Origin of the sequence: Alteromonas aquimaris (genome assembly GCF_026183695.1) — a bacterium.
GTDB lineage: Bacteria > Pseudomonadota > Gammaproteobacteria > Enterobacterales > Alteromonadaceae > Alteromonas > Alteromonas aquimaris.
On the sequence record NZ_JAPFRD010000010.1, the window covers coordinates 515,499 to 531,612 of the forward strand.

Genomic DNA, 16,114 nt, shown 5'->3' on the forward strand with positions numbered 1-16,114 from the left:
TAAGGGCTACATTAGCATTAGTTTTTTTAATGCACATACCATACTTTAACTCGTTTTCAAGTTTACGAAAAGTTGTTTATTATTTCCTCGCAGTAAAAAATACTCTTTTTATTTCATGGAGTAAGACTGTAACGACTTGTTAAAAATTTAACATTTCAGCAACCAAGATTAAATTACTTATATTAGGTGTGGTATGAAAAAATTACTTTTAGCTTCTATTTCTGTTGTCGCCTTTGCGTCAGCAGCCGTCAATGCGACTGAAAAACATCCTGACATCCATTATCAAAACTTAAATACTATGGCTTACCAAGCCATTGATTTAGGTTCAATTAAGCCAGTCATTGAATTGACAGAAACAATTCAAGTTCAGGTGGACAAGGCCTTTGCCGCTGAAATGAGTCCTGTAAATAAAGACGCTTTGCTAGTGAAAAATGCCTCACGCAAAATGCGCAAAATTACGAGAATACGTAGCGAGTAATACCCTATACACACCTGATAAGCAGCTGGCGGTATATGCCGCCAGTGATGCTTACTCATCCTATTGATGCGATTTACTTTCGCTTGTATCTAATTCGGCAAATCCTTTTACCAAATCATCAAGTGCTTTCATCTGTTCCAGATACGCTTGCAACTTATCTAATGGCAATGCACAGGGCCCATCACACTTTGCTTGCTCCGGATCAGGATGAGCTTCAATAAACAGCCCTGCCAACCCTAAAGCCATACCGCTACGAGCTAACTGAGCCGCTTGTGCTCGCCGGCCATCAGCAGAACTTTCTCGGCCGCCCGGTTTTTGCAACGCATGCGTCGCATCAAAGATTACAGGCGCATACTCTTTCATCGCGTCCATGCCTAACATGTCCACTACAAGGTTGTTATAACCGAAACAACTTCCTCGCTCACACAGAATAATTTTATCATTCCCCGCTTCAGCAAACTTGTTGATAATATGCTTCATTTCATGCGGTGCTAAAAATTGCGGTTTCTTTACATTGATTACCGCATTGGTTTTTGCCATGGCAACCACCAGATCCGTTTGTCGTGCCAGGAAAGCCGGTAATTGGATGACATCAACTATTTCAGCTACCGGTGCCGCTTGATGGGGCTCGTGTACATCCGTAATTAATGGTACAGAGAAGGTATTTTTAATTTCTTCAAAAATCTTAAGCCCTTCTTCCATGCCCGGCCCCCGAAAAGAATGCACAGAAGATCGGTTTGCTTTATCGAATGACGCCTTAAAAACATAAGGAATACCTAACTTTTCCGTCACCCTGACATAGTGCTCGGCGATGCGCATGGCTAGATCCCGTGACTCCAATACGTTCATGCCGCCAAAAAGCACAAACGGTGATGAGTTAGCCACCTGTATATTATTGATTGAAACCACAGATTTGGATTCATTCATAAGCAATGATTACTCTCCTAAAAAAACATGGGCTGTTTGGTGATGGCGACATTGGCAATCAAAACTACCCAGATAATCGCACCAATAAAGCCAATCCAACGCATAGGTGCATTTCTTCCCCACTTTAATGCGAACATGCCCAGTAAAATGTAGGCAATTAAACCTACTACCTTAAACGTTACCCAATCGTGCACAAATGGATACTGCGAAATAATAATGCATAGCCATAGGGCACTAAGTAACAGAATTGTATCGATAACGTGAGGAACGATTTTCACCCATTTCTTCTGCAAAAATGTGGGATTAAATTGTGCCCATATAAATCGTATGACAAATAAAAGTACACTTAATGCTATAGCGGTTAAGTGGATATGCTTTGCAGCTGCATACATGGTAGTTACCTTATTGTTGTTCTAAATCGGCGTAATCATGTTGTACCTGCATGAATAAATCAATGTTTTCAAGCAAGTAAGAAACTAAACGAGGATCGAAATGTTTACCCGACTCCTCTTTTAGCGTGTTCTTCACTTTATCCACCGGCCATCCGTTTTTGTAAGGCCGTTTATTAAGTAAGGCGTCAAATACATCGACTAAAGCAGCGATTCTGCTCTCAAGTGCAATTTCCTTCTCTTTTAACCCATCCGGATAACCCGTTCCGTCCCACCGCTCGTGATGTTGCTTGGCCAAGGTGGCGGCAAGCTGAATCGTTGGCTTGTCTGAATCTTTAAGGATTTGATAACCAAACTCAGCGTGTCGACGAATTTGAAACATTTCGGTCTCGGTAAGCGGATCTGTTTTGTGTAATATAGCGGGTGAAATCAGCGCATTGCCTACATCGTGCAATGGAATGGCCAACATCAGCGTTTTCACCCGCCGTTCTTCCATTTTAAGGCCTCTGGCAAATAGCTCTGCCATTTTCACCATTCTTTCAATATGCCGGTTACCCTGCGGTTCATGATCAAGCGCTTTACTTAAACGTTCGATCACTTCGCGTTGCGTGTCTTCTATTTCGTTGGTTAACAACAGGTTTTCAAATGCTATTTGCACATTGTCGGAAAACAGCTTCACCAGACGTTTATCCGTTTCCCCTACTTTCCTGGACAGGCCTGTCAGATAGAGTAAGGAACCATTTCGATTTTTACTGTCACAATACGCCACCACGTAATCTTCGCCGTAAACAATCTGCTTGGTACGCAATGCTTCTTTACACAACGCATACACATTTTCATCCACCGCAGCCTTTAACTTCAGGCCTTCCTTGTCTGCATACTCACCGTTTCCCGCGAAAACATAGAGATCGTCAGTTGTATGTTTACCAAATGGCTTGGGTAGCACCACGGCAGTGGTAATATAGGCCGCATCTTTGGCACACCCTAATATTGATGAGAGTTGCTGAATAAGGCCTTGGATAAATTTTTCAAGTGAATAGGTGGCAAATAAATCCGTCGAGGCATCGATGATTTTTTCAAGACCTGCACGATTCTCTTCAATCGAAATAATGTCGCGATACGAGCGCAATGCAGCGATGATCACGGTAAATAATTTTTGCGCGGTAAGTTCAGTTTTGGATTTATAGTCATTAATGTCGTAATTGATAATGACATGCTTTTCCGGGGCCTGACCAGGTTGGCCAGTACGTAAAATGATTCGGGTAAAGTGGTTATCTAATTCATCTCTGACAAACTGGGTAACTTCAAGCCCCGCTTCATCCGTCTCCATGACAACATCCAACAGGACGACAGCGATATCATCATGTTCCCGGAACAACTTTTTTGCTTCAGCTCCTGAATACGCACTGATAAATTTGAGGCGTTTTCCATTTAAAATAAAATCACTCAAAGCCAACTTAGTGACCGCATGAACTTCCGGTTCATCGTCAACTACTAACACCTTCCAAAAACCTAATTCTTCGATGGGGGGTTCGTCGGTATCTTCAGCGAATAACAGGTCATCATTCATGTTATTTATACTCTTTTTACCGCTTTGCTATTTGCATACTACTGCAAGTTCAATTATTCGCAAGTGCACCAGCGTCCAAAGGTGACGCGGTCGAGCAAATTTATGTCTTTAATAGTGGTGACATCGCTAAAGCCATGTCGGGCAAATATTTCTCTCACAGCAACTCCCTGTTCGAAACCATGTTCCATCAACAATATACCGTTGTCGGTCAAATGGGCGGAGGCACCAGCGAGGATCTGATGTATATCATCCAATCCATCTTCACCTGCGGTTAATGCAGAGGTGGGTTCGAAGCGCACATCACCTTGCGCTAAATACTCACTTGCTGATTCTACATAAGGGGGATTACTGACGATGACATTGAAGGTTTGATTCCTAAGTGCAGAAAACCAATCACTTTGCATAAAGGTAACATTGGAAATTTGATTTAGTAAGGCATTTGATTTTGCCAACGCGATGGCATCTGGCACCTTATCCACTCCGATCACGTCAGCATCTGGCAGTTCACTTGCTAACGCAATAGCGATAGCACCTGTTCCGGTACCTAAATCCAGAATCACTGGGTTATCGATATTATTTAGCGCAAGGGTCTTTTCTACAATTAACTCGGTTTCCGGGCGTGGAATTAAGGTGGCGGCAGAAACGTTAAATGTAAGCGACCAAAATTCCTGATATCCGCGCAAATAAGCAATGGGTTTGCCTTGTTTGCGTTGCGCAACCAATTCCATGAAACGCTCAAGATGTGATGCAGTAATTTCTCGCTCAGGCCAGGTATAAAGATAACTTTGGGATTCCCCCAGACAGTGACAGAGCAGAGCCCGTGAATCAATCGAGGGAGACTCTGTCCCCACGAGCTCTTGTTGTGCCCACCGTAGCGCCTGTTCGATGCGCATCACAATCTATTCGTCTGAGAGCGAGGCAAGTAAATCAGCCTGATGTTCCTGCCTGATAGGCTCTACCAGCGCAGCCAGATCGCCTTCCACTACTTCATCCAGCTTGTACAATGTCAGGTTGATGCGGTGATCCGTGACCCTGCCCTGAGGGAAGTTATACGTCCGAATGCGCTCAGAACGGTCGCCACTCCCTACCAGATTGCGTCGTGTAGTGGCTTCTTCTTTCGCCCGCTTTTCTTCTTCAATTTGGTTCAACCGTGCCTGTAAAACAGACATCGCCTTGGCGCGATTCTTATGCTGAGAACGCTCATCCTGACACTCTACTACTAAGCCAGTAGGCAAATGCGTGATACGAATAGCAGAGTCAGTTTTGTTAACGTGCTGTCCCCCGGCTCCGGAGGCTCGGAAAGTGTCAACTCTCAGTTCTGCCGGATTGATCTCAATGGCTTGTGACTCGGGAATCTCGGGCAACACCGCCACTGTGCATGCTGATGTATGAATTCGCCCCTGAGATTCTGTTTCAGGCACCCGTTGAACACGGTGACCGCCAGACTCAAATTTCATTACCCCATAAACGCCTTCACCTGAAAGATTGGCGATAACCTCTTTAAATCCACCATGCTCGCCTTCATTTGCACTTACCAATTCGACTTTCCAACCACGGGATTCAGCATAACGGCTATACATTCTGAACAAGTCCCCAGCGAAAATAGCCGCTTCATCCCCCCCGGCTCCTGCACGAATTTCTAAAAAGCAGTTATGATCGTCGTTAGGATCCTTTGGCAGAAGTAATATTTGCAATTCGCTTTCAAGGCTTTCTAATTGTGCTTTCGCTTCTTTTATCTCTTCCTGCGCCATCTCACGCATTTCAGCATCATCTTCATTTAACATTTCTTGGGCTGATTCAAGATTTTTTTGCGCTTGCTGATAAGCGTTAAAGCCGGCCACTACATCCTCTAACTGGCTGAACTCCTTTGATAAATTCCTGAATTTATCTTGATTTCCAATCACCTCCGGATCGCCAAGCAGCGCTTGCACTTCATCAAAACGTTCTACCAGATTTTCGAGTTTTCTAATGACCGATTCTTTCATACGTAAGTACTAAACCTTTCACAAATAGTGATAATAATTTATTTTTCGTTCTGATTGATATCAGAAGACAGTTCCAGTGCTTGTTCCAGCCACTGCGTGATATTGGTGTTATTCTCTGCTGCCGCCTCGCGCAGCACACGAGTGGGCCCATGCATCAATGCATTGGTTAATTTGTAAGCCAGCTCCTGCATGACATCGTCGGCAGCCTTGCCTTCCTGTAACTGATTTACCGCGCGAGATACCAACTGATCGCGTTGCGCTAAACTGCGTTGCCGATATTGTTTTACCAAATCTATAGATTGCTGTGATAGTTGCCAGTTAAGGAAATTATCTACGTACAACGCGATAATTTTTTCAGCTTCCTGGGCTGCCATTTCTCGTGATGCGAGATTCTTTTCCACAATATGCTGAAGATCATCGACGGTATACAAATACGCGTCACCTAGCTCATTCACCTGTGCTTCAATGTCGCGAGGCACGGCTAAATCTACTAAGAAGATAGGTCGGTTTCGACGCTGTTTCAACGCATCTTCAACCATTCCTTTACCAATCAACGGCAACTGACTGGCGGTAGAACTTATTACAATATCATACTCTTTTAACTGCGCCGGAAGCTGAGAAAGTGTTAACACTTTAGCCCCTAGTTTATCTGCCAGATTCTGGGCCCGTGCCACGGTGCGATTTGCCACGGCAATCTGAACAACGCCCTGCTCTTTTAAATGCTGCGCAACCAGTTCAATTGTTTCTCCAGCACCCACCAATAATACTGCACGCTTTGGTAATGCGGAAAAAATATGTTTGGCGAGTTGAACGGCGGCAAAGGCTACCGACACTGCATTAGCACCAATATCCGTATCTGTGCGCACTTTTTTCGCTACAGCAAAGGTTTGCTGGAAGAGCTTTTCAAACCCCGAACCGACCATTCCTGAATGCTTCGCGTCAGTATAGGCTTGCTTAACCTGACCTAAAATCTGCGGTTCGCCTAATATTAACGAATCCAGACCACTGGCAACGCGCATGACATGCTGGACAGCATGTTGATCAAGATAGCAGTAACTATGTGAGATGATCTCTTGATGAGATAATCGATGAAAAGACGCTAACCACTCGCTCACTGATTCCATTGCCAGTTGCGGTGCTTCTACGTAAATTTCGGTTCGATTACAGGTCGAAACGATCACCGCTTCCTGCACTCCAGGCAATGCCTTCAGAGATGCCAGCGCTGCCACCATCGAGTCTGGCGTAAACGCCACTTTCTCGCGTAGTTCAACAGGTGCAGTTGTGTGATTAATTCCGAGGGCTAGTAAGGTCATTCAATTTCATACTGACAGAGTCGGAGCGCATTGTACGAAAAACGCAAATTGATTGAAAGTACAGATGCATTTGTGTTCCTATAACCACCATAAAAACACACGTAAATCGAAAATTTTTTATGCAATTTTATTTGCGATACATTTTAGTGTTCTCACTACTCACCCTGTACGGATGTTCATCCTTACCTGAGGGACCTAAGGAAGCGGTAAACCTGCCAAAGCAAGTTGCTGCGTTGGAAAAAGTGACCGCCTGGCAACTAAAAGGGAAAATGGCCATTCGAAACCACCAAGAGGCAGTAAGTGCCAATGTCAGATGGGATGTTCAGCGCAACAACTTTCATTTTACGCTGACAAATTTTTTAGGTATTACCTTGGTAGATATGGTGGCACAGCCCGGATTAGCTACGCTGACCGCGAATGATACTGAATATACTCATCATAATGCCAGTGAGCTAATTGCCCAGGTTACCGGATGGGATATACCCCTTGCGGATTTATTGGCCTGGGTAAAAGGTCTACCTAAGCATAAAGATTATTATACCCTGTCTGAACATGGTCTGTTACGTTCCCTTGCGCCTGCATGCAATCGGTGTCATGACTGGCAAATCGTTTACGATAATTACGCTAAAATCGGCGAGGTGTGGCTTCCGCATAGCCTTGTTATGACCCGCGCTGATGACCCTAAACAATTTATTAAAATTCGGATTTCTGAATGGATAATCTATTAGACGATTGGTGGCCAAGCCCGGCGAAACTTAATCTTTTCTTACATATTCTTGGACGAAATCAAAAGGGTTACCATCTGTTACAAACCCTGTTTCAGATGTTGGATGTTGGGGACCGACTCGCATTTAAGCTTACAAATGATGCAAAAATCAGCTTATCTACCCCCCTAAAGGGTGTCCCTGAGGAGGAAAATCTCATCATTCGGGCAGCCAAGCTGCTGCAGTCTACCTGTGGCATTAGCAAAGGTGTGACCATTACACTGGATAAACACCTTCCGATGGGAGGGGGTATTGGGGGCGGCTCCTCGAATGCTGCAACCACCCTGGTTGCATTGAACGAGCTTTGGAACTGTAAACTAAACAACACACAGTTGGCGGAACTTGGCTTAGCTTTGGGTGCCGACGTGCCTATATTTATTCATGGCCAGACCGCATTCGCCAGTGGTGTGGGTGAACAAATTTTTCCCATACAGTTGCCGTCACAATGGTATCTGGTGGCTAATCCTGGAATTCATGTGAGTACCGCTGAAGTCTTTGCCGCGCCTGAGCTTCCCCGAAATGCCAGCCCTATTCGCTGGGATAACTATAAATTTGAAGAAACGCGAAACGATTGCCAAACTTTCGTTACAAACAGGCATCCCGAAGTTGCAAAATTATTACAGTGGTTGGTACACTACGCACCGTCGCGGATGACGGGCACGGGAGCGTGTGTGTTCGCCACCTTTGCAACTGAAGCGCAGGCCATGGAAATTCAGGCCAAATTACCTGAGAAATGGACCAGTTTTATTGCTAAAGGTGTGGAGCAATCGCCACTAAAAATAAAACAACAAGCAGTGCGCGCCGCATCAGACATGTAGTTTTTTACAATTGGGGTATAGCCAAGTTGGTAAGGCAGCGGGTTTTGATCCCGCCATTCGTAGGTTCGAGTCCTGCTACCCCAGCCACCTCTTCTCAAAAACGCACTGAGGAATAACTTGTGCCAGACATGAAGCTCTTTGCAGGTAATGCAGTACCAGAACTTGCCCAGAAGGTCGCTGACCGCCTTTATACTAAACTGGGTAAAGCCAGTGTTGGCAGATTCAGCGACGGTGAAATCAGCGTCGAAATACATGAGAACGTCCGTGGATCGGACGTTTTTATTATTCAGTCTACCTGCGCACCGACGAACGATAACCTGATGGAGCTGATCGTGATGATTGATGCCTTGCGTCGAGCATCGGCCGGAAGGATCACCGCGGTTATTCCTTATTTTGGCTATGCCAGACAAGACCGCCGGGTGCGTTCCGCTCGGGTCCCCATTACCGCTAAGGTAGTGGCTGACTTCCTATCCAATGTGGGTGTTGATCGTGTTTTAACTATCGACTTACATGCTGAACAGATTCAGGGCTTCTTTGATGTACCGGTTGATAACGCGTTCGGCACCCCTATCCTGATGGCTGATATGATGAAACGGGATTTCGTTGACCCTGTCGTTGTATCGCCTGATATTGGCGGGGTGGTTAGAGCGCGCGCAACCGCAAAACTGTTAAACGATACAGACTTGGCCATTATCGATAAACGTCGTCCGAAAGCCAACGTCGCGCAGGTGATGAACATTATCGGTGATGTTAAGGACCGCGACTGTATTATTGTAGATGATATGATAGATACAGGTGGTACCTTAGCAAAAGCCGCGGAAGCACTAAAAAACCACGGCGCCCGTAAAGTCTATGCTTACGCAACTCACGCTATATTCTCGGGGAATGCGGCAAAGAATCTGAAAGATTCTATGATTGATGAGATCATTGTTACCGATAGCATTCCATTACAAGATGATATGCGCGCGATTGACAAAGTGAAGCAATTAACGCTGTCAGAAATGCTGGCGGAGACCATTCGTCGTATCAGTAATGAAGAATCAATCTCGGCAATGTTCGAATATTAATTATTTGGCCATCGGTATGCTGCCGATGGCCTTTTCTCGTTGCACCAACCCTGCTATCACTTGATTTCCCCTCTCCCCTCTGCCTAAGATAAGATATTCTCTTTTACCGGCAGTAAAACGCGTTATGACTAAACCACTATTTACTTTTGCAATAGGCTTAACCTTACTAGGTTGTTCCCCTGAGCTTTCATCAAATAATACTCCGCCTGTTGCCGTCGAAGAAGCCAGCGTTCAGCCCCAGGAGGTAAAAATGAAAGCACCGAAACAGGAAAAAAGCGATAAAGGCATAATGCAAAGTATGACGGGCACTGTTGTATATAAAAATCTTGAAGGGGGTTTTTATGGTTTCATCAATGAAAACAATGAAAAATTCACCTTCCAAAAATTGCCTCAGGAATTTAACAAGCACGGTCTAAAAATCAAAGTGTGGGGTAAGCCGCGTAAAGATGTGATGACATTTACCCAGTATGGGACTGTGTTTGAAGTGGAAAAAGCCGAAATCATTGACGATTCGCAAGTAAAACCAATTAACGACCGTCACTAAACTCTTCAGGCGGCTTTGGCACTTTGCCGTGCCTAGTTGTTGACTTGCCGAAGCTCGACACGTTGTATTTCATCGCCTACAAATGTGTAAAGCTCTGGCGAAAGCGAGTGAGTGTCTCCAAATCCGATTTCGTTGATGATACTGATCAAAGTACGTAGGTGTTCGGGGTTATCCTTGCGTGCGCATAACACAAAATTCTTATGCGTAAAGTTTATCACCACCTGGCCCCCCATTTGTTGTTCAACCCCGTGCCAGAAACTGGGATACAAGATAGTGCACGCGGCCATTTCATCAAGACGTATCTCCCACACGGCTTCGCTGGCAATAACCTGACTATTTTGAATAGCTGCAAAACCTGTGTCCAGGCCTCGATCCCACATTTGTTCTTCGCTGATATTATGTTTAGCCATCAGCAACGGGCTTAGCGAAAGGTAATTCTCACCATCATCAATGGCAAATGTGAGTAACAAATCATGGGTCAATACTTTATAAAACGGCATTGAGTCCGGTGATTGCTTGTGGATAGGTTCCAATTCTTTTAAATATTTACGGTTTTTAATTCGTGGATAAATCACCACGTCCGCACTTTTTCTATTAAGTTGTTTTTTTATATATGACAGCATCGGTTTGTCTTAGATTCGGCTTGCTTTGCTTTTAGTAAAGTATAGAGCAATGTAGGTTAGTTGTTTGGAATCGTGCTTTCAATGACTTGCCCGTTTTGTTTATAAATGACACCGGCTTTCATGACTAAATCCACGTGTTGTAATAAATTGATATAACGCAGGACATCACCCTTTACACCGATGATATCTGCACTTTTTCCTTCGCTAACTGAGCCAAAACTATCGCTCACCCCCATCATTACCGCTGGCCACCAGGTCGCAGCGCGCAGCGTTTCCATCGGGGTCATAGCAAATTCTTCAACCCAAATCGCTAGTTCGTTCCAGGTGCTCTGACAATGAAATTTGGTGGGTATACCACTGTCCGTTCCTGTTAAGAGCACCACTCCAGCTTCTTTCAATTGGGCAAATTTTCGTTTTAAGGTAGGTTTGCGTAGTGGGGTAAGCTGCATATAGGCAAGTGTTCCTGGCGCTTTCAACGACTGCCGGATGTCTTCTATAGTGTCGTCTCTAAGCCCGCGATGCCAACAGTTATTGTCTAACTTTTCCGGATTGGCTACGGTCAGCTCATAATTCCATAACCCTTCGATGGTGGGCGTCCAAAATAACGGCCCGCCTGCCACTCTTCCTGTTGCGGTTCTGGCGCGTAATGCCTGGATAATATCTTCATCATATTCAGGCGCTGTTGTGAGTCCAGTATGTTCAAAGTTATCCACGCCGATTTTCAGGCCGACTTTAATTTCTTCAGGACGGTGAGAATGTGCAACAACTTTGAGGCCTCGCGCATGAGCTTGTTCGACAATCGTTTTAGCCGCGTTCAGCGGCATTTTGTCCTGATCCACTAGTTTTATGATATCTACGCCAGCATCGGCCAATTGATTGACTTTCTGTTTTGCTTCTTGGACTGTCTTTACTCCCCAGCGGTAGTGCTGAGTGCCGGGGTAAGGTTCGGCTTGTAAAAAAGGACCTGAAACATACAAGTGAGGGCCTGCCAGCTTCCCAGTTTCAATTTTATTTTTAAGGGTGATAGATTCTTCAAGTGGGGCACCGAGATCCCGTGCACTGGTGACCCCCGCCAATAATAATTGTAAAGCGCTGGCTGGCATGATTTCATCTTTTAAGCGGTTGCGATAGGTAGGATGCCAGTGTTCATAATCGGCATGGCCATTTAACATCAGGTGCGCGTGGTTCTCCCACAGCCCTGGCAGCAGATCCATGCCTTCAGTGCTGACAACCTTATACTCTGAGGGTACGTCTAGGGTGTTAATAGTACCTACCGCTTCGATAGTGTCATTATTTATTAGTATCACACTATTATGTAGGGGTTGGTGCCCAAAGCCATCTATGAGCCTGCCCCCCACTAACGCGGTTTTTGCCGCCATTGCTGAAAAAGACACGCATGCAATAAAAACCAACCCAGCTACTTTAAGAAACATATTATTTTTTCCGTTTTCTTTATTCAATTAACGGTATGCTAAAAAAACGTCCCTGCAAACCTTAATCCGCTACCTATCCTTTTTACTGCATAATAATTGTATCTTATACGCCTAGGTGGTAGAATTCGCCGCCCTCAAAACATGAGGGTTCTTCATGCGGATTTTGGTCGCAAAAATCCGTGCTTATTAATTTATTTTCTGGAGACATTCAATGTCTGATGCAATTTTTAATCTGGATGCGCAAGTTCGCACAGATATGGGGAAAGGTGCGAGCCGCCGCCTACGTCGTGCTGATAAAGTACCTGCGATCCTTTACGGTGGTGAAGAAGCACCTGTTGCGCTTACTTTAGATCACAACAAATTGAACAATGCTGCTGACTTTGAAGCGTTTTACTCGCACGTTTTAACGTTAAATATTGACGGTAAAAACGTTGAAGCATTAGTAAAAGATATGCAACGCCACCCTTTCAAGCCTAAGATCACTCACATCGATTTTCAACGTGTAATCGCAGGTCAGGAAGTTCACACTCACGTTCCTCTACACTTTGTTAATGAAGACAAGTGTGCAGCCGTGAAGAACGAGGGCGGTATTGCTGAGCACCATGTGAATGAGATCGAAATCACGTGTTTGCCAAAAGATCTGCCTGAGTTCGTTGAAGTAGATATGTCAGCTGTTGAAATGGGACAAACCGTTCACCTTTCAGATCTTACATTGCCCAAAGGCGTATCGTCTGTAGAGCTGGCACGCGGTGACGAAGATCATAACTTAGCTGTTGTGACAATTAAGCCTGCTCCAAAGACTCCAGTTATTGATGCTGAAGAAGCAGAGCAAGCAGCGGCTAAAGCTGCTAAGCAAGAAGAAGCCGATAAGGAATAATCAGCTTGGCTGATATTCGTCTTATTGTGGGCCTGGGTAATCCAGGCCCACAATACGAACACACCCGTCATAATGCCGGCGCATGGTTTCTAAACCAGTTCGCTGCAGCGCATAACACCTCGCTTACACCCGATACAAAATTCTCAGGACACACAGCCAGAATTAATATTGGTGGGCAAGATATTCGCTTACTTTACCCTACCACCTTTATGAATCGTAGTGGTCAATCGGTAGCAGCCCTGGCTAATTTTTATAAAATTGACCCTGAGCAAATATTAGTAGCCTTTGATGAGCTGGATATGCCGCCCGGAATCGCCAAATTTAAGGTGGGTGGGAGTTCAAGCCAAAATGGTGTGCGAGACATTGTCGCGCGCATGGCGAACAACAAAAATTTTTTACGCCTGCGGATAGGCATTGGTCATCCAGGGCATAAAAGTAAGGTCACTGGCCACGTGCTGGGAAAACCTTCAACAGCTGAAAAACAAGCCATTGATGAAGTTATCGATGAAGCGGTTCGCTGTACAGAATTGCTTATCAAGCATGACTTGAAACAAGCACAAAACAGATTACATTCCTTCTCAGCAACCGTTGCCTGAGACTGACGATACATAAGGATTCATCCCATGGGTTTTAAATGTGGCATTGTAGGGTTGCCAAATGTTGGAAAATCGACCCTTTTTAATGCATTAACTAAAGCAGGCATCGAAGCGGCTAACTTCCCTTTCTGTACTATTGAGCCTAACACTGGGGTGGTACCTGTTCCTGATCCACGCTTAGATAAGTTAGCCGCAATCGTAAATCCCCAACGCGTAATTGCCACGACTATGGAGTTTGTGGATATTGCTGGCCTAGTTGAGGGGGCGTCAAAAGGTGAAGGGTTGGGAAATAAATTCTTGGCCAATATTCGTGAAACGGATGCCATCGGCCATGTAGTCCGCTGTTTTGACAATGACAACATTGTCCACGTTGCAGGTAAGGTCAGCCCTCAGGATGATATAGACGTCATTAACACAGAGCTTGCCCTTAGCGATTTAGAAACCACCGAAAAAGCGCTTATCCGAGTAGGTAAAAGAGCCAAAGGGGGTGACGCCGATGCTAAGTACGAATTAAAAGTGCTCGAAAAAATAAAGCCTCATCTTGATGAGGGTAACTTATTGCGTTCACTGACGTTGAGTAAAGAAGAACTCGCCGCCATCAGTTACATGAACATGTTGACCTTAAAACCCACCATGTATATTGCCAATGTAAATGACGATGGGTTTGAGAACAATCCATACCTTGATCAGGTAAAAGCGATTGCAGAAAAAGAAAATGCAGTAGTGGTTGCAGTATGTGCGGCAATTGAATCTGAAATTGCAGAGTTAGATGACGACGAAAAAGCGGAATTTATGGAAGATATGGGTCTGGAAGAGCCGGGCCTGAATCGCGTGATTCGCGCCGGTTATAACCTGCTAACATTGCAAACTTACTTTACCGCGGGCGTTAAAGAAGTGCGCGCCTGGACCTTCCCGGAAGGATCCACTGCTCCGCAAGCAGCTGGCAAAATTCATACTGATTTTGAAAAAGGTTTTATCCGCGCAGAGGTTATTGGTTATGATAACTTCGTTGAATTCAACGGCGAACAAGGCGCTAAGGATGCAGGTAAATGGCGGCTTGAAGGTAAAGACTATATCGTTAAAGATGGTGATGTGATTCACTTCCGCTTTAATGTGTAACCCAGCTGTGCTAAATGAGCACACACCATAGCTAGCTCGTAATACATTTCGCCCCGCTACTGCGGGGCTTTTTTATTCCCTTTCGCGTCTGATATAACCTGCTCTTGATTATGCTTATCTGCATTGAAGTCTATCCGGTCAGCACTTAAGCTTGCCAACTTGTTGGCAAGCTGGATTGAGAAACTTATTGTAAAACTACAACAAAGATTATTGACCTAGTTCAGCGAAAGAAAAAGTTGCATGCGAAACGTAGTAGAGGTAAACGTGTTCATTACTACAGTGACTTTAAAAGTCATCAACCCTTGCTTAATTGTTAGGAAGGCGTTTAGATTTGATGCCTTCCGTTTTCTGCGCTATTCATACATCAACGCCAATTAAAATTATTCACTCACTGCCTTAGGAAGAGATAAAAGCATGTTTAAGTTCGTTTTTTTTATTGCGTTGTTAGGGGCTACGGCGGTTAGCGCTCAGAACGATCTGCACTGGTATACCCCCAAACAATCAGAATTAGTATATATACATTTGCCCCATGGCCTGGTTATTGTCGCGTTAACTGACAGTATTGCCCCTAACCATGTTGCACGTTTTAAGCAATTAGCCAAAAGTCGCTTTTACGATAACCAATCCTTTTACCGGGTAATCGATGGGTTTGTGGCGCAGGGCGGTAGCAATGGCGATCATGAGTTAACAGATATTACCTCACCGCTAAAAGCAGAATTCACGCGCCCATCCGTTGAAGGCTTTTATGAAGTTGAACGCCCGGATATGTTCGCACCAGCAAGTGGGTTCATTAATGGCTTTCCTGCCGCCACTACGCTGCAGCGAGATAGCTATTGGCTAATGCATTGTCCCGGTATGCTGGCTATGGCCCGTGATAACAAAAAAGATACTGCCACCACTGAATTTTATGTAGTACTTGGTCAAGCTCCTCGTCATTTGGACAGAAACATGTCCGTTTTCGGTCGGGTGGTGGCGGGATTAGATGTTTTGCAGAAGCTCCCGAGGAGCGGATACATGAATTCTAATGTTCCAGCTTCCACGAATGCGGATAATCAAATTATTTCTATTCGTATGGGGGATAGTTTGCCCGCTGGCGCACAACGTCATTTCCGTATTCAATTACCCAGCCATCCTGATTACTTGGAAAAAATAAAGTTGGCAAAAAATTTAGATAATTCGTTTTACGTTGATCGGGTGTTATCTCCTCGTCCTATTGACGTGTGCTATTACCAAACACAAATTGAGGAGTTGTAGACTTTTTTACAGCAGAATTTGAAGACAATAGGTGTTTTCTTGGCCTTTAGCGTTCACATATTCGCCAGTTAAACAAAGTTGTCTTAAAAAGGGGTTGACGACCCTCGGGCAGATGAGCATAATACGCGCCACTCCTGAGGGAGTAAAGATTTCGGAGGCTACGTAGCTCAGCTGGTTAGAGCACATCACTCATAATGATGGGGTCGCAGGTTCGAGTCCCGCCGTAGCCACCAATCTTGTTTTCTTTCTGTTGTGCCCAATGAAAGAAAATTGTTTACCTTGCGGAAGTGGTGGAATTGGTAGACACGCTGGATTTAGGTTCCAGTGCTTCACGGCGTGAGAGTTCAAGTCTCTCCT

17 protein-coding genes and 2 tRNA genes are annotated in these 16,114 nt (G+C 44.9%); 11 read left to right on the forward strand and 8 right to left on the reverse strand.

Annotated features, from left to right (window positions below):
* Nucleotides 1-193: 193 nt before the first annotated feature.
* The gene (locus OPS25_RS09975) at nt 194-478 is read left to right on the forward strand and encodes a hypothetical protein (RefSeq protein WP_265617555.1); all 285 of its coding nucleotides are present in this window, start codon (nt 194-196) and stop codon (nt 476-478) included.
* 60 nt (nt 479-538) lie between these two features.
* On the opposite strand, the gene kdsA is transcribed toward OPS25_RS09975, so the two are convergent.
* From kdsA to hemA, 6 genes are read right to left on the reverse strand one after another with little or no spacing between them, the layout of a single operon-like run.
* Complete coding sequence (kdsA, locus tag OPS25_RS09980) at nt 539-1,405, reverse strand: 3-deoxy-8-phosphooctulonate synthase (protein WP_265617556.1); 867 nt, start codon at nt 1,403-1,405, stop codon at nt 539-541.
* A 17-nt stretch (nt 1,406-1,422) separates the two neighbouring features.
* Nucleotides 1,423-1,797, reverse strand: a complete 375-nt coding sequence (locus OPS25_RS09985; protein ID WP_265617557.1) for a SirB2 family protein — start codon at nt 1,795-1,797, stop codon at nt 1,423-1,425.
* Nucleotides 1,798-1,807: 10 nt separating this feature from the next.
* On the reverse strand, nt 1,808-3,364 hold the full coding sequence (locus OPS25_RS09990; RefSeq protein ID WP_265617558.1) for a response regulator: 1,557 nt from the start codon (nt 3,362-3,364) through the stop codon (nt 1,808-1,810).
* 53 nt (nt 3,365-3,417) lie between these two features.
* The gene (gene prmC / locus OPS25_RS09995; RefSeq protein ID WP_265617559.1) at nt 3,418-4,257 is read right to left on the reverse strand and encodes a peptide chain release factor N(5)-glutamine methyltransferase; all 840 of its coding nucleotides are present in this window, start codon (nt 4,255-4,257) and stop codon (nt 3,418-3,420) included.
* 6 nt (nt 4,258-4,263) lie between these two features.
* The gene (gene prfA, locus OPS25_RS10000; RefSeq protein ID WP_265617560.1) at nt 4,264-5,349 is read right to left on the reverse strand and encodes a peptide chain release factor 1; all 1,086 of its coding nucleotides are present in this window, start codon (nt 5,347-5,349) and stop codon (nt 4,264-4,266) included.
* 38 nt (nt 5,350-5,387) lie between these two features.
* The gene (hemA, locus tag OPS25_RS10005) at nt 5,388-6,662 is read right to left on the reverse strand and encodes a glutamyl-tRNA reductase (RefSeq protein ID WP_265617561.1); all 1,275 of its coding nucleotides are present in this window, start codon (nt 6,660-6,662) and stop codon (nt 5,388-5,390) included.
* A 119-nt stretch (nt 6,663-6,781) separates the two neighbouring features.
* Between hemA and lolB the strand changes: the two genes are divergently transcribed.
* The 5 genes from lolB (at nt 6,782) to OPS25_RS10030 (ending at nt 9,855) form a co-directional block, all read left to right on the forward strand.
* Nucleotides 6,782-7,390 (forward strand): lipoprotein insertase outer membrane protein LolB, encoded by a 609-nt coding sequence (gene lolB, locus OPS25_RS10010; RefSeq protein ID WP_265617562.1) that lies wholly within the window; start codon nt 6,782-6,784, stop codon nt 7,388-7,390.
* Nucleotides 7,375-8,244, forward strand: coding sequence for a 4-(cytidine 5'-diphospho)-2-C-methyl-D-erythritol kinase (gene ispE / locus OPS25_RS10015; RefSeq protein ID WP_265617563.1), 870 nt, complete (start codon nt 7,375-7,377; stop codon nt 8,242-8,244). The genes lolB and ispE overlap by 16 nt, the downstream gene beginning before the upstream one ends.
* 11 nt (nt 8,245-8,255) lie before the next feature.
* Nucleotides 8,256-8,331 (forward strand) — tRNA-Gln (locus tag OPS25_RS10020).
* Nucleotides 8,332-8,363: 32 nt separating this feature from the next.
* A complete protein-coding gene (locus OPS25_RS10025) occupies nt 8,364-9,311 on the forward strand; it encodes a ribose-phosphate pyrophosphokinase (RefSeq protein WP_265617564.1) in 948 nt (315 codons plus the stop codon).
* Between the two features lie 124 nt (nt 9,312-9,435).
* Entirely contained in the window at nt 9,436-9,855 is a 420-nt protein-coding gene (locus OPS25_RS10030; protein ID WP_265617565.1) for a hypothetical protein, read from the forward strand.
* Between the two features lie 32 nt (nt 9,856-9,887).
* Here the strand turns inward: OPS25_RS10030 and OPS25_RS10035 are convergent, their stop codons facing one another.
* Nucleotides 9,888-10,478, reverse strand: coding sequence for a hypothetical protein (locus OPS25_RS10035; protein ID WP_265617566.1), 591 nt, complete (start codon nt 10,476-10,478; stop codon nt 9,888-9,890).
* A gap of 56 nt (nt 10,479-10,534) precedes the next feature.
* Nucleotides 10,535-11,911, reverse strand: coding sequence for an amidohydrolase family protein (locus OPS25_RS10040; RefSeq protein WP_265617567.1), 1,377 nt, complete (start codon nt 11,909-11,911; stop codon nt 10,535-10,537).
* 211 nt (nt 11,912-12,122) lie between these two features.
* On the opposite strand from OPS25_RS10040, the gene OPS25_RS10045 reads away from it, so the two are divergent.
* From OPS25_RS10045 to OPS25_RS10065, 5 genes are all read left to right on the forward strand, one after another.
* Nucleotides 12,123-12,788 carry a 50S ribosomal protein L25/general stress protein Ctc gene (locus tag OPS25_RS10045; protein WP_265617568.1) on the forward strand — a complete coding sequence of 222 codons (666 nt, stop codon included), beginning with the start codon at nt 12,123-12,125 and terminating at the stop codon, nt 12,786-12,788.
* Nucleotides 12,789-12,793: 5 nt separating this feature from the next.
* Complete coding sequence (pth, locus tag OPS25_RS10050) at nt 12,794-13,384, forward strand: aminoacyl-tRNA hydrolase (RefSeq protein ID WP_265617569.1); 591 nt, start codon at nt 12,794-12,796, stop codon at nt 13,382-13,384.
* A gap of 27 nt (nt 13,385-13,411) precedes the next feature.
* On the forward strand, nt 13,412-14,503 hold the full coding sequence (ychF, locus tag OPS25_RS10055) for a redox-regulated ATPase YchF (RefSeq protein ID WP_265617570.1): 1,092 nt from the start codon (nt 13,412-13,414) through the stop codon (nt 14,501-14,503).
* Nucleotides 14,504-14,917: 414 nt separating this feature from the next.
* Complete coding sequence (locus OPS25_RS10060) at nt 14,918-15,757, forward strand: peptidylprolyl isomerase (protein WP_265617571.1); 840 nt, start codon at nt 14,918-14,920, stop codon at nt 15,755-15,757.
* 156 nt (nt 15,758-15,913) lie between these two features.
* A tRNA-Met gene (locus OPS25_RS10065) sits at nt 15,914-15,990 on the forward strand.
* Nucleotides 15,991-16,114: the final 124 nt, after the last annotated feature.